Genomic DNA, 20,823 nt, shown 5'->3' with positions numbered 1-20,823 from the left:
TCGTGACTTACACCTCGTAATCCATCTCTTCTTCACTGTGTAGCGGTATCAGCTGGACTTTTTGCACGCGATGATTTTCCACCTGCAGGGTTTTTAGCCGATAGTCGCCAACCTGGACTTCCTCCCCGGTTTTTGGGATGCGCTGCAAATATTCCATTAAAAGCCCGGCAATGGTGTGATACTCACGTTTTTCATCTAATGGGATAGGGACGTACTGCACCAGGTCTTCCAGCGGCATATGCCCGTTAGCGGTCCATGAACCATCGGCGTTTTTCTGAATATCATGGCGGGCGTCGATTTCCTCTACCTCGTTTGGCAGATTGCCGGCGATGGTTTCCATCACATCACTCAGCGTCACAATCCCTTCGACGGAACCAAATTCATCGGCTACAAACGCGAAGTGCGTCCGGGCGTTTCGGAACTGCTCAAGCGCCGGAAGTAGCGGCAGAGTTTCCGGGAACACCAGCGGCTGGCGAATCAGGACGCGCAGGTCGAGCGGCTCGCCGCGCAGAGACTGTTGCAGCAAATCGATGACATGCACCACGCCAAGCAGTTCTTCCTGCCCGTCTTCGCCAGTGACCACCAGACGCGTATGCTGGTTTTTTTCCAGTAAGGCGCGGATTTCTGCTTCGGGAGCATTGAGGTCGATGTGTTCAATATCGTGACGCGAGGTCATGATACTGCTGACGGTACGCTGATTAAGGTTCAGCACACGTTCAATCATCCTCCGCTCCTGAGGCGCGAAAATCTGACCTTCATGATGGTCCGCCAGCATTGCCGCGGTTTCGGCATCCAGTTCGGCATCTTCTTTTTGCCCGCTCAGCAGCCGCATTACCGCCTCGGCGGTGCGCTGGCGCAGAGTATGGTTGGCTGAGAGGAAGCGACGACGGTTAAAAATAGCCAACTGGTTCAATGCTTCGATCATCACCGAGAAGCCGATGGCCGCGTACAGGTAACCTTTCGGGATATGGAAACCAAACCCTTCGGCCACCAGGCTAAAACCAATCATCAGCAAGAAGCTCAGGCACAGAATAACGATAGTTGGATGACTGTTGACAAAGCGCGTCAGCGACTTGCTCGCCAGCACCATCAGGCTGATGGCAATAATCACCGCAGCCATCATCACGGCCAGGTGATCGACCATCCCAACAGCGGTAATGACGGAATCGAGAGAGAATATGGCGTCCAGCACCACGATCTGCGCGACCACACCCCAGAACTTAGCGCCTTTACGCTGGGTGGGATTGTCGCTGTCTTTTCCTTCCAGCCGTTCGTTGAGCTCCATAGTGGCTTTAAACAGCAGGAAGAAACCGCCGAACAGCATGATCAGATCGCGGGCGCTGAAGCTGAGATCGCGAATGCTGAACAGCGGCGTGGTCAGTGTTACCAGCCAGGATATTGATGCCAGCAGCAGCAGGCGCATAACCATCGCCAGCAGTAGCCCGGTAATACGCGCCTTATCCCGCTGGGCAGGAGGTAGTTTCTCCGCGAGGATGGCAATAAAAACAAGATTATCAATGCCAAGAACAAGTTCGATCACGATTAACGTGACCAGTCCGGCCCAGATTGACGGATCGGCAATCCATTCCATAGTAAATGCTATACCCATAGTTGTATGACAATTGTCACAATTCGATCATGGGTAAAACTGGCGAAAAATGCAATGGCGAGAGGGGATTTCTCTGTCGGTTATATCAGAACAGATGCAGGATAATAGCCTTAATGTCACTACAGGAAATTATTTTACTAATCTAAATATATTTAGGAAATATCGCAGGTGGGATGTTTCTATATCAATATTGTCAACATCAATAAAATCCTAAAAATATACAAATCCAACGCTTAATATTAATCTTAAAAGCTTGGTGTCGGTGGTTTGTTATCTTGCCTGATATTCGCTTAGCTGCAACAATTCTTGCGGTAATAATCAAAAGATAAATATTTCCTCATTAACCAGTGGCACGTATTCCCGATGCGTTGCCGCTGTAAATGTGATGAAAATAAAGGAGAGGATAAAAATTTAAATTAATCAGTGCATTGGTAGCTAGTGAAGCCAGGGGCGGTAGCGTGTCTGGTCGCCTGAAACAAGCCTAAATTATTCTGTCAAGAGACCGCAGATGAATTCATTTTTTTTAGGACTGATGCCAGTTAAATTCCATTTCAATTAACGGCAAGGTAAATACGTACAGGCGAAGTCGCTATTTAGATTGCATGTGATAATTACTCTGCCAAAGTGATAAATAATCAATGATGAAATCCAAACTTAAATTGATACCAGTATTGGTATCGGTAATCTTGATAAACGGTTGTACCGTGCTTCCGGGCAGCAATATGTCTACGATGGGCAAAGATGTGATTAAACAGCAGGACGCTGATTTTGATATCGATCGCATGGTGAATGTTTATCCACTCACCCCACGACTGGTAGAACAATTACGTCCTCGACCAAATGTTGCACAACCTAATATGTCGCTGGACCAGGAGATTGCCGGGTATCAGTACCGAGTCGGTCCGGGGGATGTCCTGAATGTGACCGTCTGGGACCATCCTGAACTCACCACCCCGGCCGGGCAGTACCGTAGCTCAAGCGATACCGGCAACTGGGTACAACCTGATGGCACGATGTTTTACCCCTACATCGGCAAAGTCAGCGTGGTAGGGAAAACGTTGGCAGAGATTCGTAGTGATATTACCGGGCGCTTAGCGAAGTACATTGCTGACCCGCAGGTGGACGTTAATATCGCCGCTTTCCGCTCGCAGAAGGCCTATGTCTCCGGACAGGTGAACAAATCCGGTCAGCAGGCTATCACCAACGTGCCGCTTACCGTTCTCGATGCCATTAACGCTGCTGGCGGTCTCACCGAAGCGGCAGACTGGCGCAACGTTGTGCTGACTCATAAAGGGCAGGAGCAACGCATTTCACTGCAAGCACTGATGCAAAATGGCGACCTGAGCCAGAACCGACTGCTCTATCCTGGCGACATTCTGTTTGTCCCGCGTAATGACGATCTGAAAGTCTTTGTAATGGGGGAAGTGAAAAAACAGAGCACCCTCAAAATGGACTTCAGTGGCATGACGCTTACCGAAGCGCTGGGCAATGCCGAAGGTATTGACCTGACCACCTCCAATGCCAGCGGTATTTTCGTTATTCGACCATTGAAAGGCGAGGGCGGGAACAACGGCAAGATCGCCAATATCTATCAACTTGATATGTCCGATGCGACGTCGCTGGTGATGGCAACATCATTCCGACTCCAGCCATACGATGTGGTGTACGTCACTACTGCGCCGGTTGCTCGCTGGAACCGTTTGATCAATCAGTTGCTGCCGACTATTAGCGGTGTTCGCTATATGACGGACACGGCCAGCGACCTTCACAACTGGTAATCGTCATGTTTAACAAAATCTTAGTTGTCTGTGTGGGGAACATTTGCCGTTCCCCGACGGCAGAGCGCTTGTTAAGGCAATTTCACCCGGCGTTGACGGTCTCTTCTGCCGGTCTTGGGGCGCTGGTGGGGAAAGGCGCGGATCCGTGCGCCATTAGCGTGGCGCAGGCGCACAACCTGTCACTGGATAATCATTGTGCCCGGCAGATCTCGGGACGAATGTGCCGGGAGTATGACCTGATCCTGGCCATGGAAAAGCGCCATATCTCTGCCCTGTGTGAAATGGTGCCGGAGATGCGCGGCAAAGTGATGCTTTTTGGTCACTGGGACAGCGAGCGCGAAATTCCCGATCCATATCGTAAAAGCCGTGATGCGTTTGACGCGGTGTACACATTACTTGAACGGTCTGCCCGCCAATGGGCTCAGGCACTGAACGCAGAGCAGGGAAAACGATGACAGAAAAAGTAAAACAGTCTGCTGCGCCGGTAACGGGCAATGATGAAATCGATATTGGTCGTCTGGTCGCAACGGTGGTGGAAGCCCGCTGGTGGGTACTTGGCATTACCGCGGCTTTTGCATTGTGTGCCGCGGTCTACACTCTGTTCGCCACCCCCATCTATAGTGCGGACGCGCTGGTGCAAATTGAGCAAAATACTGGAAATTCACTGGTGCAGGATATTGGCTCGGCGTTGTCGAACAAACCCCCGGCCTCGGAAGCGGAAATTCAGCTCATTCAGTCACGACTGGTATTAGGGAAAACGGTAGACGATCTCAACCTCGATATCGGCGTTACCAAAGATACGTTCCCTATTTTTGGCGCGGGCTGGGACCGGCTGATGGGCCGTCAGAACGAAACGGTTAATGTGACTACCTTCACGCTGCCAAAGGCAATGAATGAACAGACCTTCACGCTCAATGTGCTGAATGACAAAAGTTATCAACTGGTGAGTGACGGGGGGTTTAGCGTTCGGGGGCAAGTTGGCAAGGTGTTGGAACACGATGGCGTGACGATGCTGGTTGAGGCGATTCATGCCAGCCCGGAGAGCCAATTTACTGTCAGTAAATTCTCCACGCTGGGCATGATAAACACCCTGCAAAATAATCTGATGGTGGCGGAAACAGGCAAAGATACCGGTGTATTGAGCCTGACTTTTACCGGTGAAGACCGCGAGCAAATCCGCCAGATCCTCGACAGTATTACCCGTAACTATCTGCAACAAAACGTGGAACGTAAATCCGAAGAGGCCGCCAAAAGTCTGGCGTTTCTGGCCAAGCAGTTGCCCGAAGTGCGTAACCACCTGGATGTTGCTGAAAACAAGCTGAACGCCTTCCGTCAGGATAAAGACTCCGTGGATTTGCCGCTGGAAGCCAAAGCGGTGCTGGATTCGATGGTGAATATCGACGCGCAGCTGAATGAACTGACCTTTAAAGAAGCGGAGATTTCCAAGCTGTTCACCAAAGCGCACCCGGCGTATCGCACGCTGCTGGAAAAACGCCAGGCGCTGGAAGATGAGAAAAGTAAGCTGAACGGGCGTGTAACGGCGATGCCGAAAACACAGCAGGAAATTGTTCGCCTGACGCGTGATGTGGAGTCCGGTCAGCAGGTCTATATGCAGTTGCTGAACAAGCAACAGGAACTGAAGATTACCGAGGCCAGTACGGTCGGTGATGTGCGCATTGTCGATCCCGCGATTGCCCAGCCTGGCGTGCTGAAGCCGAAAACGGCGCTGATTATTCTCGGCAGTATCATTCTCGGTTTAATGCTTTCCGTGGTGGGCGTACTGCTGCGTTCTCTGTTTAATCGCGGTATTGAAAGCCCCCAGGCGCTGGAAGAGCATGGTATCAGCGTGTATGCCAGTATTCCGCTGTCTGAATGGCAAAAAGCGCGTGATAACGTTCAGACCATTAAAGGTGTGAAACGCTACAAGCAAAGCCAACTGCTGGCCGTGGGGAATCCAACGGATCTCGCCATAGAAGCGGTCCGTAGCCTGCGTACCAGCCTGCACTTTGCCATGATGCAGGCGCGTAACAACGTATTGATGCTGACCGGCGTCAGTCCGTCGATTGGGAAAACATTTGTCTGCGCTAACCTGGCGGCAGTTATTAGCCAGACTAACAAACGCGTGCTATTGATCGACTGCGACATGCGCAAAGGCTATACCCACGAACTGCTGGGGACCAATAATGTTAACGGCCTGTCTGAGATCCTCATTGGCAAAGGGGATATTTCATCCAGCGCTAAACCGACATCGATTCCGCATTTTGATCTGATCCCTCGCGGTCAAATTCCTCCCAATCCTTCCGAACTGTTGATGAGCGAGCGCTTCGGCGAACTGATTGCCTGGGCCAGTTCGCACTATGACCTGGTGTTGATTGACACCCCACCAATTCTGGCGGTGACCGATGCGGCTATCGTAGGGCGCCACGTCGGAACCACGCTGATGGTAGCGCGTTATGCGGTCAACACGCTGAAAGAGGTGGAAACCAGCCTGGGCCGCTTCGAGCAAAATGGCATTCAGGTGAAAGGGGTGATCCTCAACTCGATCTTCCGCCGCGCGAGCGGGTATCAGGATTACGGCTACTACGAATACGAATACACGTCGGATTCGAAATAACTAACAGCAACGCATATCGAATGTAGGCCTGATAAGCGTAGTGCCATCAGGCAACTTTTTTTGGAAACGAAAATGACCACAGAAAACCCGCTAATTTCAATTTACATGCCAACCTGGAACCGCCAGCAGCTGGCCATTCGGGCGATTAAATCGGTGTTGCGCCAGGACTATCCTCACTGGGAGATGATCATTGTGGATGATTGCTCTTCCTCCTATGAGCAGTTGCAGCAGTTTGTTGAGGAACTCAACGATCCGCGCGTGTCGTATACGCATAATTCCACCAACTCCGGGGCCTGCGCGGTGCGTAATCAGGCCATTATGCAGGCCAACGGACAATACATTACGGGGATTGATGATGATGATGAATGGACGCCGAACCGACTGAGTGTATTTCTCAACTATCGCCATCATTTGGTCACGCGGGCGTTTCTGTATGCCAATGACTATGTCTGTGAGGGCGAAGTGTATTCGCAGCCGACCAGTCTGCCGCTCTATCCTAAGTCCGTTTATTCACGCCGCAGGTTTTATAAGCGCAACATCATTGGTAACCAGGTATTTACCTGGGCATGGCGGTTTAAAGCATGTCTGTTCGATACCACGCTGAAAGCGGCGCAGGATTACGACATCTTCCTGCGCATGGTGGTGGCGTATGGCAAACCGTGGAAGGTCAAAGAGGCGACGCAGATCCTGCATGTAAATCACGGTGAGATGCGCATTACCTCATCGCCGAATAAATTCTCCGGCTACTTTCAGTTTTACCGCAAGCACAAAGGCAAATTTGACCGGGCCAGCAAGAAGTATCAGCTGTTTACCCTCTATCAGATCCGCAACAAACGGATGAACTGGCGCACGCTGCTGACGCTGCTTTCTGTTCGCAACAGTAAGCGTCTGGCCGACGGACTGCGAGGACGCTAATTATGCTGGAAGATTTACGCGTGAACGGCTGGAGTCTGCGCCCCTGCTGCATGGTGGTGGCCTATCGGATTGCCCATTTTTGCTCCGTCTGGCGTAAAAAAAACATCTTAAACAACCTGTGGGCCGCACCGGTACTGGTGATGTACCGCCTTATCACCGAATGCCTGTTTGGCTATGAAATTCAGGCCGCTGCATCAATCGGTCGTCGTTTCACCATCCATCATGGCTATGGGGTGGTTATCAATAAACACGTGGTTGTGGGGGATGATTTTACCCTACGTCACGGCGTCACCATCGGCAATCTTGGCACCAACGATTTGTCCTGCCCGGTAATCGGTAACAGCGTTGAGCTGGGGGCCAATGTGACTCTGCTTGGCGACGTTGCTATTGGCGATAACGTGACGATTGGTGCCGGGAGCGTCGTGGTGGATAGCGTTCCGGACAATGCGCTGGTCGTGGGCGAGAAGGCACGGGTGAAGGTAATAAAATGAAGATATTACAATTTAATGTGCGACTCGCAGAAGGTGGGGCGGCAGGCGTGGCGTTAGATTTGCATCTGAGGTCGCTGGAAAAAGGGCTGTCGTCGCGTTTTGTCTATGGCTATGGCAAAGGCGGTAAAAAAAGCGGCAGCCATGCGAAATACCCGCAGGTTATCAAATATACGCCGCGCCTGACGTCGGCGGCGAACATTGCGCTGTTTCGTTTCGCGAACCGCGACATGTTCGGCAATCTCGACAAGCTATATCGTACGGTTACCCGCACTAACGGCCCGCTGGTACTGCATTTTCATGTGTTGCACAGCTACTGGTTGAACCTGGAAGAGGTAGTCTCCTTTTGCCAAAAAGTGAAAGCGCATAAACCGGATATCACCTTCGTCTGGACGCTGCACGATCACTGGAGTGTGACCGGACGCTGTGCCTTTACCGATGGCTGCGAAGGCTGGAAAACGGGCTGTCTGCAATGCCCAACGCTGAGCAACTATCCGCCGGTAAAAATCGATAAAGCCCATCAACAGTTGCCCGTTAAGCGGCAGATGTTTCGTGCGATGCTGGCGCTGGGTTGCCAGTTTATCTCGCCCAGTCAGCATGTGGCCGACGCATTCAACAGCCTGTATGGCGCGGGACGCTGCCGCATTATCAATAATGGCATTGATGTGGCAACTGAAGCCATTCTTGCCGAACTACCCGCGATGCATGAGGAGAGCGGCCGGCCGAAAATTGCCGTGGTGGCTCATGACCTGCGCTATGACGGCAAAACCAGTCAGCAACTGGTGCGAGCGATTACCGCGCTCGGAGACAAAATTGAGTTGCATACCTTCGGCAAATTTTCGCCATTTGCGGGAGATAACGTCATCAATCACGGTTTTGAGAGCGATAAGCGCACGTTGATGAGTGCGCTTAATCAGATGGATGGATTGGTGTTCAGCTCCCGTGTCGATAACTACCCGCTGATTCTGTGCGAAGCGCTGTCCATCGGCGTACCGGTAATAGCCACGCACAGCGATGCCGCGCAGGAAGTGCTGGCTAAATCAGGCGGAAAAACGTTCAGCGAAGCTGAAGTGTTGCAACTGGTGCAGCTGAAAAAATCAGACATTGCGCAGGCGGTTTTTGACACGTCGCTTGCCGCATTTAGCCAGCGCAGCCGGTTGGCATACAGTGGACAACAGATGCTGGAGGAATATGTCTCGTTCTATCAGAATCTGTAGCTATCTGGTGCTACCGCTGCTTTATCTGCTGGTAAACGTCAAACTCGCCCAGCTTGGCGAGAGCTTCCCGATCACTATCGTCACCTTTTTACCCGTTCTGCTGTTGCTGTTTATCGAACGCATCAATATCAAAAAATTAATGATCGCGCTGGGCGTAGGGGGCGGACTAACGGCATTTAACTATCTGTTCGGTCAGTCACTGGATGCCAGCAAGTACGTGACGTCCGCCATGTTGTTTATCTATACCGTGGTGATTATTGGCATGGTATGGAGTATTCGCTTCAAAACCATTTCACCGCATAACTACATTAAAATCTTGCGCTTTTTCTGGCTGGTTGTGGGACTGGTGGTGGGGTTAGCTGCAGTTGAAATGGCGCAGATAATTCTCAGCGGCGGCAGCAGTTTAATGGAAGTTATTTCGAAATATCTTATTTACAGTAACAGCTATGTTCTGAACTTTATTAAGTTTGGTGGGAAACGAACCACGGCGCTCTATTTCGAACCGGCATTCTTCGCTCTGGCATTAATCTCAATTTGGCTCAGTATCAAACAGTTTGGTATCAAAACACCTAAGTCCGATGCTATGATTCTGGTAGGGATAATATTATCGGGATCGTTTTCAGGAGTAATGACGTTTATTTTGTTTTACCTCCTGGAATGGGCGTTTCAGTACCTAAATAAGGATGCGATAAAAAAGAAACTACCTCTGGCGATAATCTCATTGAGCGTGTTTTTAGTTGGTGTGATATTTGCTTTTCCGTACATCGCAACGCGGCTTGGTGATTTAGGAACTGAAGGTTCGTCATCGTATTATCGTATCGTCGGGCCATTAGTGATGGTCGGTTATTCGTTACTGAACGTTGATGGCGTAGTGAGATTTGGCTCACTTTATGAATACGTCGCGTCATTCGGAATTTTTAACGGTGCAGATGTCGGTAAAACAATAGACAATGGCTTGTATCTGCTGATTATTTATTTTTCATGGTTCGCGGTGATATTAGCCCTATGGTACATGGGGAAAGTCATGAAAATGATGATCAATGCGTTTGGCGATAATCAGAATTATCGGGTGCAGCTTTATCTTTTTACACCATTGTCACTGTTTTTTACAGGTTCAGTATTTAGTCCGGAATACGCATTTTTAATTGTGTGTCCGTTTATTTTGCGCAAGGCGCTGAATATCGCGAGGTAACTCACATGCTGCTCAGTATCATTACCGTCGCCTTTCGCAATCTGGAAGGGATCGTCAAAACTCACGCGTCGCTGGCACATCTGGCGCAAGCGGGTGATATCAGTTTTGAGTGGATTGTTGTTGATGGCGGCTCCTCGGATGGTACGTCGGCGTTTCTTGAAGGACTCAGTGGAGAACACCGGTTACGGTTTGTCAGCGAGCCGGATAACGGTATCTATGATGCGATGAACAAAGGCATCGCCATGGCGCGCGGGCGGTTTGCACTGTTCCTCAACTCCGGGGATATTCTGCATGAGAATGCGGCTTGTTTTATCCGCCAGCTAAAAATGCAGAGTGACCAAACTATGGTCATTGGCGATGCGTTGCTGGATTTCGGCAATGGCAACAAAATTAAGCGTCGGGCAAAACCGGGTTGGTATATTTATCACAGCCTGCCAGCCAGCCATCAGGCAATATTTTTTCCGCTCTCAGGACTGAATGTCTGGCATTATGATTTGCAATATAAAATATCGTCAGATTACGCGTTGGCAGCCAAATTATACAAGTCCGGTTACGCTTTTAAAAAGCTGCGCGGGTTGGTGTCGGAATTTTCTATGGGCGGAGTGTCAACGACGAATAATTTGGAATTGTGCCGGGATGCCAAAAAAGTACAGCGCCAGATATTACACATGCCAGGTTTTTGGACCGGTTTGTCAGAATATTTACGTCTGCGCACAACCGATAAAACAAAAGCCTTATATGGAAAAACGTAAGGGCACAATATGCAAGACTTAAGCGGATTTAAAGTGCCTGGCGGTTTTCGCGGCGGCGGCGCTATTAAAGTGCAATTATGGTGGGCGGTGCAATCAACATTATTTCGCTGGTCTCCACAGGTCATGTATCGCTGGCGTGCATTTTTATTACGGATGTTTGGCGCAAAAATAGGAAAAAACGTAGTCATTCGGCCTTCAGTAAAAATTACTTATCCGTGGAAACTAACTCTGGGAGATTATGCCTGGGTGGGTGATGACGCGGTTTTATATACGTTAGGTGATATTACGATTGGGGCCCACGCAGTTATTTCGCAAAAAAGTTATTTATGCACCGGGAGTCATGATTATTCCAGCCAACATTTTGATATTAACGCCACACCGATAGTGGTTGGCGATAAATGCTGGCTGGCGACAGATGTCTTTGTCGCGCCTGGCGTAACGATTGGCGATGGCACCGTCGTCGGAGCACGAAGCAGCGTATTTAAATCGCTGCCAGCAAATGTCATTTGTCGGGGAAATCCCGCAGTAGTCACGCGCGAACGCGTCGAGAAAGTTACTCCCTGAGGGGATCACTGAAGAGGTTATAACATGTCAAAAGTCGCTCTCATTACTGGCGTAACCGGGCAGGATGGTTCTTACCTGGCAGAACTCCTGCTGGAAAAAGGGTACGAAGTACACGGTATTAAGCGTCGCGCTTCATCATTCAACACCGAACGTGTGGACCACATCTACCAGGATCCGCATTCAGGCAATCCCAAATTTCATCTGCACTATGGCGATTTGACGGACTCCTCCAATCTGACCCGTATTTTACAGGAAGTCCAACCGGATGAAGTCTATAACCTGGGTGCCATGAGCCACGTTGCGGTGTCGTTTGATTCACCGGAATACACCGCAGACGTTGATGCGATCGGCACCTTGCGCTTGCTGGAGGCGATCCGCTTCCTTGGTCTGGAAAAAAAGACCCGTTTTTATCAGGCGTCCACCTCTGAGCTGTACGGTCTGGTTCAGGAAATCCCGCAGAAAGAGAGCACGCCGTTCTATCCGCGTTCACCGTATGCCGTTGCTAAGCTGTATGCCTACTGGATAACCGTCAACTACCGTGAGTCTTACGGGATGTATGCCTGTAACGGCATTCTGTTTAACCACGAGTCTCCGCGCCGCGGCGAAACCTTTGTCACTCGCAAAATTACCCGGGCGATCGCCAACATCGCTCAGGGGCTGGAGTCTTGCCTGTACCTGGGCAACATGGATTCACTGCGCGACTGGGGGCATGCCAAAGATTACGTCAGGATGCAATGGATGATGCTGCAGCAGGATAAGCCGGAAGATTTCGTGATTGCCACCGGCGTGCAGTATTCCGTGCGCCAGTTTGTAGAAATGGCGGCAGCTCAGTTGGGGATTAAATTGCGCTTTGAAGGTGAGGGCGTGAATGAAAAAGGCATCGTGGTTTCCGTGACCGGACATGATGCGCCGGGCGTGAAGCCAGGCGATGTCATGATTGCCGTTGACCCGCGCTACTTCCGTCCGGCTGAGGTGGAAACGCTGCTGGGCGATCCGGCCAAAGCACATGAAAAACTGGGTTGGAAACCGGAAATCACGCTGCGCCAGATGATCTCGGAAATGGTTGCTAACGATCTTGCTGCGGCGAAGAAACATTCCCTGCTTAAGTCGCACGGTTACGAGGTCGCCATCGCGCTGGAGTACTGAGGATGAAGACACAACGTATTTTTGTGGCGGGCCATCGCGGGATGGTGGGGGCCGCCATCGTCAGACAATTGTCGCAGCGAAATAATGTGGAGCTGGTGCTGCGTACCCGCGACCAGCTTAATCTGCTGGACGCCAGTGCGGTGCAGGCGTTTTTTGCCGCTGAACGTATTGACCAGGTTTATCTGGCGGCGGCAAAAGTAGGAGGGATTGTGGCAAACAATACTTATCCTGCTGATTTTATTTATGAAAATATGATGATTGAGAGCAACATTATTCATGCTGCACATCTGCATAACGTGAATAAACTGTTGTTTCTCGGGTCATCCTGTATTTATCCCAAGCAAGCTACCCAGCCAATCGCCGAGAGTGAACTGTTGCAGGGGACACTTGAACCGACCAATGAGCCGTATGCGATTGCCAAAATTGCCGGTATCAAGTTGTGTGAATCGTATAACCGACAGTATGGCCGTGATTATCGCTCGGTGATGCCGACCAATCTGTATGGGCCGCATGACAACTTTCATCCGAGTAATTCGCATGTGATCCCGGCGCTGCTGCGCCGCTTTCATGAAGCTCGCGGGCAAAATGCGCCGGATGTGGTGGTATGGGGCAGCGGGACGCCAATGCGTGAATTTCTGCATGTCGACGATATGGCGGCGGCCAGTATCCACGTGATGGAGCTGGCTCAGGAAGTGTTGCAGGAATATACCCAGCCGATGCTGTCGCATATCAACGTGGGGACCGGCGTGGACTGCACCATCCGTGAACTGGCGCAGACTATTGCGGAGGTCGTGGGCTACAAGGGGCGTGTGGTGTTTGACGCCAGCAAACCGGACGGCACGCCGCGCAAATTGCTCGACGTTACGCGTCTGCATCAGTTGGGCTGGTATCACGAGATATCTCTGCAAGCGGGGCTTGCCAGTACATATCAGTGGTTCCTTGAAAACCAGCAGCGTTACCGGGGGTAAGCATGTTTTTACGTCATGAGGATTTTGCCACCGTTGTACGTTCAACTCCGCTGATTTCCATCGATTTGATCGTGGAAAACGCCCACGGTGAATTTCTGCTTGGCAAGCGCCTCAATCGTCCTGCGCAGGGGTACTGGTTTGTGCCCGGCGGTCGGGTGCAAAAAGATGAACCGTTGCACGCGGCCTTTGAGCGGCTTACTGAAGCTGAGCTGGGGTTACGTTTACCGCTGTCCGCTGCGCAGTTTTACGGTGTCTGGCAGCACTTCTATGACGACAACTTTTCCGGGGAAGATTTCTCAACGCATTACATCGTGCTGGGATTTCGTCTGCGGGTGTCGGAAAACGACCTGCAACTGCCTGACGTTCAACATGACGCGTACCGCTGGTTGGCAATTGAAGAGATTCTGGTCAGTGACCACGTGCACGACAACAGCCGGGCTTACTTCTGTGAGAAGAGTCAGGCCGGAGCACCCGGGCTATGAAGATCCTTGTGTATGGCATCAACTATTCGCCGGAGTTGACCGGTATCGGTAAATACACCGGTGAAATGGTGGCGTGGATGGCGCAACAGGGGCATGACGTACGGGTGATCACTGCGCCGCCTTATTATCCGCAGTGGAAAGTCAACGGTCGCTATTCATCCTGGCGCTACCGTCGTGAAGAGGGCGATGCCATCGTCTGGCGTTGCCCGCTGTATGTGCCTGAGCAGCCCTCCACGCTCAAGCGTCTACTGCATTTAGGCAGTTTCGCCCTGAGCAGTTTCTTCCCGCTGCTGGCGCAGCGCCGCTGGAAGCCGGATCGCATCATTGGGGTAGTACCGACGCTGTTTTGTACGCCGGGAATGCGCCTGCTGGCGAAGCTGTCCGGGGCGCGCACGCTGCTGCATATTCAGGATTACGAAGTTGATGCCATGTTGGGACTTGGCATGGCGGGCAAAGGCAAGCGCGGTATGGTGGCAAAACTGGCCAGCGCTTTTGAGCGCAGTGGGCTGTTGAATATGGATCATATTTCGACCATTTCTCGCTCAATGATGAATAAAGCACAGGAAAAGGGCGTTGATGCACAGAAGGTTATTTTCTTTCCGAACTGGTCAGAAGTAGCGCGTTTTCGCGATGTGGACGCCGCCGATGCTCTGGCGTTGCGCCAGCAGCTGGGCTTGCCTGATGGAAAAAAAATCATTCTCTACTCTGGCAATATTGGTGAAAAGCAAGGACTGGAGAGTGTAATCGACGCAGCGGCCCTGTTGAGCGAGCGGCCCTGGCTGTTTGTGATTGTCGGGCAGGGCGGGGGTAAAGCGCGACTGGAGAATATGGCCAGCGAACGCGGCCTGAACAATGTGATGTTCTTTCCGCTGCAATCTTATGACGCGCTGCCTGCACTGCTCAAAATGGCGGACTGTCATCTGGTGGTACAAAAGCGCGGTGCGGCGGATGCCGTACTGCCCTCCAAACTGACCAATATCCTCGCCGTTGGTGGTAACGCTGTGATTACCGCCGAGCCGGAAACCGAGCTGGGGCAGCTCTGTAACATTGTTCCAGGCATCGCTGTATGCGTGGAGCCGGAATCGGTAAATGCGCTGGTTTGCGGTATCCAACAAGCGTTGAGGATGCCAAAAGTCAATACGGTGGCACGTGACTATGCCGAACGCACGCTGGATAAAGATAACGTGCTTAGCCAATTTATTGCTGATATTCGGGGTTAATGATGAGTCAAAGCAAACTCTTTCCGGTAGTGATGGCCGGTGGCTCGGGTAGCCGTTTATGGCCTCTGTCCCGCGTATTGTATCCAAAGCAGTTCCTGTGCCTGAAAGGTGATCTCACCATGCTGCAGACAACGATCTGTCGTCTGAATGGCGTGGAGTGTGAAAGCCCGGTGGTTATCTGTAATGAACAACACCGTTTCATCGTCGCGGAACAGCTACGGCAACTGCACAAGCTGACTGAGAACATTATTCTCGAACCCGCCGGACGTAACACGGCACCGGCGATAGCGCTGGCCGCACTGGCGGCAAAACGTCAAAGCCCGGAGGAAGATCCGCTGCTGCTGGTATTGGCGGCCGATCACATGATTGCCGACGAAGAGGCATTTCGCGAGGCGGTTCGCAATGCTATGCCCTATGCCAGTGCGGGTAAGCTGGTGACGTTTGGTATCGTGCCGGACCAGCCGGAAACGGGCTATGGCTATATCCGCCGTGGCGTGGTTTCGCTAACGAATACCGACGCCGTGGCGTTCGAAGTGGCGCAGTTTGTTGAAAAACCCAATCTGGAAACCGCGCAGGCTTATGTGGCGAACGGCGATTACTACTGGAACAGCGGCATGTTCTTGTTCCGCGCCGGACGTTACCTGGAAGAACTGGAAAAGTACCGCCCCGACATTCTTGAGGCTTGTGTGAATGCCATGAGTACGGTCGACCCCGATCTCGATTTTATCCGCGTTGATGAACAGGCGTTTCTCGCCTGTCCGGAAGAGTCTGTGGACTATGCGGTAATGGAACGTACGGCGGATGCGGTGGTAATGCCCATGAACGCTGGCTGGAGCGATGTTGGCTCCTGGTCATCGCTGTGGGAAATCAGCGCCCATACCGCCGAAGGCAATGTGCATCATGGCGACGTCATTAGCCACAAAACGGAGAACAGCTACGTGTATGCCGAATCTGGCCTGGTGACGACCGTCGGGGTGAAGGATCTGGTGGTGGTGCAGACCAAAGATGCGGTGCTGATAGCCGATCGCAACGCGGTGCAGGACGTCAAAAAAGTGGTGGAGCAAATTAAAGCTGACGGACGACATGAACACCATATTCACCGTGAAGTTTACCGTCCGTGGGGCAAGTACGACTCTATTGATGCCGGAGACCGTTACCAGGTGAAGCGAATTACCGTTAAACCCGGTGAAGGATTGTCCGTGCAGATGCATCATCACAGGGCTGAACACTGGGTGGTGGTGGCCGGTACCGCGAAAGTGACGATCAATGATGACATCAAACTGCTCGCTGAAAACGAGTCTGTCTATATTCCGCTTGGGGCGACCCATTGTCTGGAGAATCCCGGGAAAATCCCGCTCGATCTGATTGAAGTGCGCTCCGGATCTTACCTCGATGAGGATGATGTGGTGCGGTTTGCGGACAGATACGGGCGTGCCTGATGCAGGATGCGCCGCGCTTATCCGGCCTACAACAACGTAGGCGCGGTAAGCGAAGCGCACCGGGCAATGCATTTAACACTCATTAAAAAGGCTCATTAAGAGTCAGGGCCTCCTGTTGCCTGAAGAAGGGTAAATCATGACGAAATTAACCTGTTTCAAAGCCTACGATATTCGCGGCAGGCTGGGCGAAGAGCTGAATGAAGATATCGCGTGGCGTATTGGCCGCGCTTACGGCGAGTTCCTGAAGCCAAAAACGATTGTCCTCGGTGGTGATGTGCGCCTGACCAGCAAGACGCTAAAGCTGGCGTTGGCGAAAGGACTTCAGGATGCGGGGGTGGATGTGCTGGATATTGGCATGTCGGGTACCGAAGAGATTTATTTCGCCACCTTCCACCTGGGTATTGACGGCGGTATTGAAGTGACCGCCAGCCATAATCCGATGGATTACAACGGCATGAAGCTGGTGCGGGAAGGGGCGCGGCCCATCAGCGGTGATACCGGTCTGCGCGACGTACAGCGCCTGGCGGAAGCCAACGACTTCCCGGCGGTTGATGAGACAAAACGTGGCCGCTACCAGCGTATTACTATCCGTGATGCCTACATTGACCACCTGCTGGGTTACATCAATCCCGCCAATCTGAAACCGATGAAACTGGTGCTCAATTCCGGCAACGGTGCGGCAGGTCCGGTGGTTGACGCTATTGAAGCCCGTTTTAAGGCGCTGGGCGTGCCGGTCGAGTTCATCAAAATCCACAATACGCCGGATGGCAACTTCCCTAACGGCATTCCCAATCCTCTGCTACCGGAATGCCGGGCTGACACGCGCAATGCGGTGATTGAACACGGCGCCGATATGGGAATTGCCTTCGACGGTGATTTTGACCGCTGCTTCCTGTTCGATGAAAAAGGTCAGTTCATTGAGGGCTACTACATTGTCGGCCTGCTGGCGGAGGCGTTTCTGGAGAAGAATCCGGGGGCGAAAATTATCCACGACCCGCGTCTGTCCTGGAACACCGTGGATGTGGTGATGGCGGCAGGCGGTAAACCGGTGATGTCAAAAACCGGGCACGCGTTTATCAAAGAGCGGATGCGCCATGAAGATGCCATTTACGGCGGTGAGATGAGCGCGCACCACTATTTCCGCGATTTTGCCTACTGCGACAGCGGGATGATCCCGTGGCTGCTGGTAGCGGAACTGTTGTGTCTGAAAGGACAGTCGCTGGGTGAACTGGTCCGCGACCGGATGGTGGCCTACCCGGCGAGTGGTGAAATAAACAGCACGCTGGCAGAGCCGGCGGCAGCGATTGCGCGCGTGGAGCAGCATTTTTCCCGTGAGGCGCTGACGGTAGACAGAACGGACGGTATCAGCATGTCGTTTGTCGACTGGCGCTTCAATTTACGCTCTTCCAATACCGAACCGGTGGTGCGCCTGAACGTGGAATCGCGCGGAGATATTCCGTTGATGGAAGCGCGAACGCGCACTCTTCTGGCGTTACTGAATCAGTAATGCTGGTGCTTCCTTTGCCCGATTCTGGGCAAAGGGTGACTAACAGGAACCACGATGACACATCTAAAGAAGCGCGAGCGCGCCAAAACCAATGCGTCGTTAATTTCGATGGTGCAACGCTTTTCAGATATCACCATCATGTTTGGCGGGTTGTGGGTAATCTGCGAATTAAGCGGTTTGCCTTTCCTGTACATGCACCTGCTGGTGGCGCTGATCACTCTGGTCGTTTTTCAGATGCTCGGTGGCATAACGGATTTTTATCGCTCCTGGCGTGGTGTCAAAATGACCACTGAGCTGGTGCTGTTGCTGCAAAACTGGACGCTGAGCCTGATTTTTTGCGCAGGTCTGATCGCCTTTAATAATGATTTTGATAACCGTCTCGCCGTCTGGCTGGCGTGGTATCTGCTATCCAGCGTTGGCCTGGTGTTGAGTCGTTCGTTTATTCGCTACGGCGCGGGATGGCTGCGTAATCGCGGTTACAACACTCGCCGGGTGGCAGTGGCAGGGGACCTGCCAGCTGGACAAATGCTGCTGGACAGTTTTCGCCATGAACCGTGGCTGGGGTTTGAAGTAGCAGGTATCTATCACGACCCTATCCCTGGAAAAAACTCCCGCGACTGGGCCGGTAATCTGCAACAACTGGTGGATGACGCCAAAGCCTCACGCATTCATAACGTTTATATCGCCATGTCGATGAGTGATGGTGCCAGCGTCAAAAAATTAGTGCGCGAGCTGGCCGATACCACCTGTTCAGTGATCCTTATTCCTGATGTCTTTACCTTCAACATTCTGCATTCACGGATTGAAGAGATGAACGGCATTCCGGTGGTGCCGCTGTATGATACGCCACTCTCGGGAATTAATCGTCTGTTGAAGCGCGCGGAAGATATCGTGCTGGCTTCACTGATCCTGCTACTTATTTCCCCGGTGCTGTGTGGCATAGCACTACTGGTAAAACTGACCTCCAAAGGACCGGTGATTTTCCGCCAGACTCGCTATGGCATGGATGGGAAGCCGATCAAAGTCTGGAAGTTTCGCTCAATGAAAGTGATGGAAAACGATGCGGTGGTGACGCAGGCCACGCAAAACGATCCGCGCGTTACTCCTGTGGGGAATTTCCTGCGTCGGACGTCGCTTGATGAACTGCCGCAGTTTATTAACGTGCTCACCGGGGGGATGTCTATCGTCGGACCACGTCCGCATGCGGTGGCGCATAACGAACAGTACCGCCAACTGATTGAGGGATACATGTTACGCCATAAGGTGAAACCGGGTATTACCGGCTGGGCGCAAATCAACGGCTGGCGCGGTGAAACCGATACGCTGGAAAAAATGGAGAAACGTGTGGAGTTTGACCTCGAATACATTCGCGAGTGGAGCGTGTGGTTCGATATCAAAATTGTTTTTCTGACGATATTCAAAGGCTTTGTTAACAAAGCGGCGTATTAACATGAGCTTACGAGAAAAAACGCTTAATGGCGCAAAGTGGTCGGCGATTGCCACGGTGATCATTATTGGGCTCGGACTTATTCAGATGACCGTCCTGGCGCGAATTATTGATAACCACCAGTTCGGGTTGTTAACCGTGTCGCTGGTGATCATAGCGCTGGCCGATACACTGTCGGATTTCGGTATCGCCAACTCAATTATTCAACGCAAAGAGATTGGTTATCTGGAGCTGACGACGCTGTACTGGCTAAACGTTGGGCTGGGTATCGTGGTATGCGTGGCGATGTTTCTGCTGAGCGAGACGATTGCCCATGTGCTCAATAACCCAGAACTGGCACCGCTCATCAAAACCTTATCACTGGCGTTTGTGGTGATACCGCACGGGCAGCAGTTTCGCGCGCTGATGCAAAAAGAGCTGGCCTTCAACAAAATTGGCATGATTGAAACCAGTTCGGTGCTGGCTGGATTTACCTTTACCGTGGTCAGCGCCCATTTCTGGCCGCTCGCGCTGACGGCCATTCTTGGGTATCTGGTGAATAGTACGCTACGTACGCTGCTGTTCGGCTATTTTGGCCGCCGGATTTACCGACCCGGGCTGCATTTTTCGCTGGCATCCGTTTCGTCGAACCTGCGTTTTGGCGCATGGCTGACGGCAGACAGCATCATCAATTACATCAATACCAACCTTTCCACGCTGGTTTTAGCCCGCACGTTGGGAGCTGGCGTGGCGGGCGGATTCAATCTTGCGTGGAACGTGGCGGTTGTCCCGCCGATCAAACTGAACCCGATTATCACCCGCGTGCTGTTTCCGGCGTTTGCCAAAATCCAGGACGACAGCGAAAAACTACGGGTGAATTTTTACAAGCTGCTGTCAGTGGTTGGGATTATCAACTTCCCGGCGCTACTGGGACTGATGGTGGTGTCGAATAACGTGGTGCCGCTGGTATTCGGCGATAAGTGGAACGGCATTATTCCAGTCCTGCAATTGTTGTGCATTGTGGGTTTGCTGCGCTCGGTGGGGAATCCAATAGGATCGCTTTTGATGGCGAAAGCCCGGGTCGATATCAGCTTCAAATTCAATGTATTCAAAACCTTTCTGTTTATTCCTGCCATTTTCATTGGCGGTCATCTGGCGGGGGCGATTGGCGTGACGCTGGGCTTTTTGCTGGTTCAGGTGATTAATACGATCCTCAGCTACTTCGTGATGATCAAACCTGTTCTTGGCTCCAGCTACCGTCAGTACATGCTCAGCCTGTGGCTGCCGTTGTATCTCTCCTTACCAACCCTTGTGGTGAGCTATGCGTTGGGCTTAACCCTGCGCAACCAGGTGCCATTAAGCGCGCTGCTGGGGATCCAGATAGCGGCAGGAGCAGTGGTGTTTGCGCTAATGATTGTGCTGTCGCGCCATCCGCTGGTGGTGGAATTAAAACGCCAACTCTGTCGCAGTGAAAAAATGAAAACCTTGCTCCGTGCGGGATAAGAA

General features: G+C 52.0%; 18 protein-coding genes. 17 read left to right on the top strand and 1 reads right to left on the bottom strand.

The features are described from left to right. Positions 1-7: 7 nt before the first annotated feature. Positions 8-1,591, bottom strand: coding sequence for a TerC family protein (locus OGV89_RS07965; RefSeq protein ID WP_003841782.1), 1,584 nt, complete (start codon positions 1,589-1,591; stop codon positions 8-10). 656 nt (positions 1,592-2,247) lie between these two features. Here OGV89_RS07965 and OGV89_RS07960 point away from each other — a divergent pair. The 17 genes from OGV89_RS07960 to wzxC all read left to right on the top strand — a co-directional run bounded on the left by OGV89_RS07960 (position 2,248) and on the right by wzxC (position 20,820). Beyond that, positions 2,248-3,387: a polysaccharide export protein gene (locus OGV89_RS07960; protein WP_003036765.1), complete on the top strand. Its 1,140-nt coding sequence runs from the start codon at positions 2,248-2,250 to the stop codon at positions 3,385-3,387. A 5-nt stretch (positions 3,388-3,392) separates the two neighbouring features. After that, entirely contained in the window at positions 3,393-3,842 is a 450-nt protein-coding gene (gene wzb / locus OGV89_RS07955; protein ID WP_003036763.1) for a low molecular weight protein-tyrosine-phosphatase Wzb, read from the top strand. Next, on the top strand, positions 3,839-6,001 hold the full coding sequence (gene wzc, locus OGV89_RS07950; protein WP_106902190.1) for a tyrosine-protein kinase Wzc: 2,163 nt from the start codon (positions 3,839-3,841) through the stop codon (positions 5,999-6,001). Before wzb ends, wzc begins: the two co-directional genes overlap by 4 nt. 72 nt (positions 6,002-6,073) lie before the next feature. After that, positions 6,074-6,916, top strand: coding sequence for a colanic acid biosynthesis glycosyltransferase WcaA (gene wcaA, locus OGV89_RS07945; RefSeq protein WP_003036760.1), 843 nt, complete (start codon positions 6,074-6,076; stop codon positions 6,914-6,916). A 2-nt stretch (positions 6,917-6,918) separates the two neighbouring features. Then, on the top strand, positions 6,919-7,407 hold the full coding sequence (gene wcaB / locus OGV89_RS07940) for a colanic acid biosynthesis acetyltransferase WcaB (protein ID WP_003844327.1): 489 nt from the start codon (positions 6,919-6,921) through the stop codon (positions 7,405-7,407). Next, the gene (gene wcaC / locus OGV89_RS07935) at positions 7,404-8,621 is read left to right on the top strand and encodes a colanic acid biosynthesis glycosyltransferase WcaC (protein WP_199998958.1); all 1,218 of its coding nucleotides are present in this window, start codon (positions 7,404-7,406) and stop codon (positions 8,619-8,621) included. The genes wcaB and wcaC overlap by 4 nt, the downstream gene beginning before the upstream one ends. Next, on the top strand, positions 8,596-9,813 hold the full coding sequence (wcaD, locus tag OGV89_RS07930) for a colanic acid polymerase WcaD (RefSeq protein WP_199998959.1): 1,218 nt from the start codon (positions 8,596-8,598) through the stop codon (positions 9,811-9,813). Before wcaC ends, wcaD begins: the two co-directional genes overlap by 26 nt. A gap of 5 nt (positions 9,814-9,818) precedes the next feature. Next, positions 9,819-10,565, top strand: coding sequence for a colanic acid biosynthesis glycosyltransferase WcaE (wcaE, locus tag OGV89_RS07925; protein WP_200002841.1), 747 nt, complete (start codon positions 9,819-9,821; stop codon positions 10,563-10,565). Between the two features lie 9 nt (positions 10,566-10,574). Next, positions 10,575-11,129, top strand: coding sequence for a colanic acid biosynthesis acetyltransferase WcaF (gene wcaF, locus OGV89_RS07920; RefSeq protein ID WP_200002840.1), 555 nt, complete (start codon positions 10,575-10,577; stop codon positions 11,127-11,129). A gap of 24 nt (positions 11,130-11,153) precedes the next feature. Continuing rightward, complete coding sequence (gmd, locus tag OGV89_RS07915) at positions 11,154-12,275, top strand: GDP-mannose 4,6-dehydratase (RefSeq protein WP_088903297.1); 1,122 nt, start codon at positions 11,154-11,156, stop codon at positions 12,273-12,275. 2 nt (positions 12,276-12,277) lie between these two features. Next, complete coding sequence (gene fcl, locus OGV89_RS07910) at positions 12,278-13,243, top strand: GDP-L-fucose synthase (RefSeq protein ID WP_106107174.1); 966 nt, start codon at positions 12,278-12,280, stop codon at positions 13,241-13,243. A 2-nt stretch (positions 13,244-13,245) separates the two neighbouring features. Continuing rightward, the gene (locus tag OGV89_RS07905; protein WP_054528560.1) at positions 13,246-13,725 is read left to right on the top strand and encodes a GDP-mannose mannosyl hydrolase; all 480 of its coding nucleotides are present in this window, start codon (positions 13,246-13,248) and stop codon (positions 13,723-13,725) included. Then, positions 13,722-14,945, top strand: coding sequence for a colanic acid biosynthesis fucosyltransferase WcaI (gene wcaI, locus OGV89_RS07900; protein WP_200002839.1), 1,224 nt, complete (start codon positions 13,722-13,724; stop codon positions 14,943-14,945). The genes OGV89_RS07905 and wcaI overlap by 4 nt, the downstream gene beginning before the upstream one ends. 2 nt (positions 14,946-14,947) lie before the next feature. Continuing rightward, a complete protein-coding gene (cpsB, locus tag OGV89_RS07895; RefSeq protein WP_003844320.1) occupies positions 14,948-16,384 on the top strand; it encodes a mannose-1-phosphate guanyltransferase in 1,437 nt (478 codons plus the stop codon). Between the two features lie 136 nt (positions 16,385-16,520). Continuing rightward, positions 16,521-17,891: a colanic acid biosynthesis phosphomannomutase CpsG gene (gene cpsG / locus OGV89_RS07890; protein WP_181502330.1), complete on the top strand. Its 1,371-nt coding sequence runs from the start codon at positions 16,521-16,523 to the stop codon at positions 17,889-17,891. A gap of 54 nt (positions 17,892-17,945) precedes the next feature. Continuing rightward, positions 17,946-19,340: an undecaprenyl-phosphate glucose phosphotransferase gene (wcaJ, locus tag OGV89_RS07885; RefSeq protein ID WP_003841810.1), complete on the top strand. Its 1,395-nt coding sequence runs from the start codon at positions 17,946-17,948 to the stop codon at positions 19,338-19,340. A gap of 1 nt (position 19,341) precedes the next feature. Beyond that, positions 19,342-20,820 carry a colanic acid undecaprenyl disphosphate flippase WzxC gene (wzxC, locus tag OGV89_RS07880; protein ID WP_199998963.1) on the top strand — a complete coding sequence of 493 codons (1,479 nt, stop codon included), beginning with the start codon at positions 19,342-19,344 and terminating at the stop codon, positions 20,818-20,820. The last annotated feature ends 3 nt before the right edge of the window (positions 20,821-20,823 follow it).

This window comes from Citrobacter sp. Cf125 (assembly GCF_030333935.1).
Classification (GTDB): domain Bacteria; phylum Pseudomonadota; class Gammaproteobacteria; order Enterobacterales; family Enterobacteriaceae; genus Citrobacter; species Citrobacter freundii.
The sequence above is the reverse complement of the archived record's forward strand: the minus strand, read 5'-3'. Positions and strand labels throughout refer to the sequence as shown.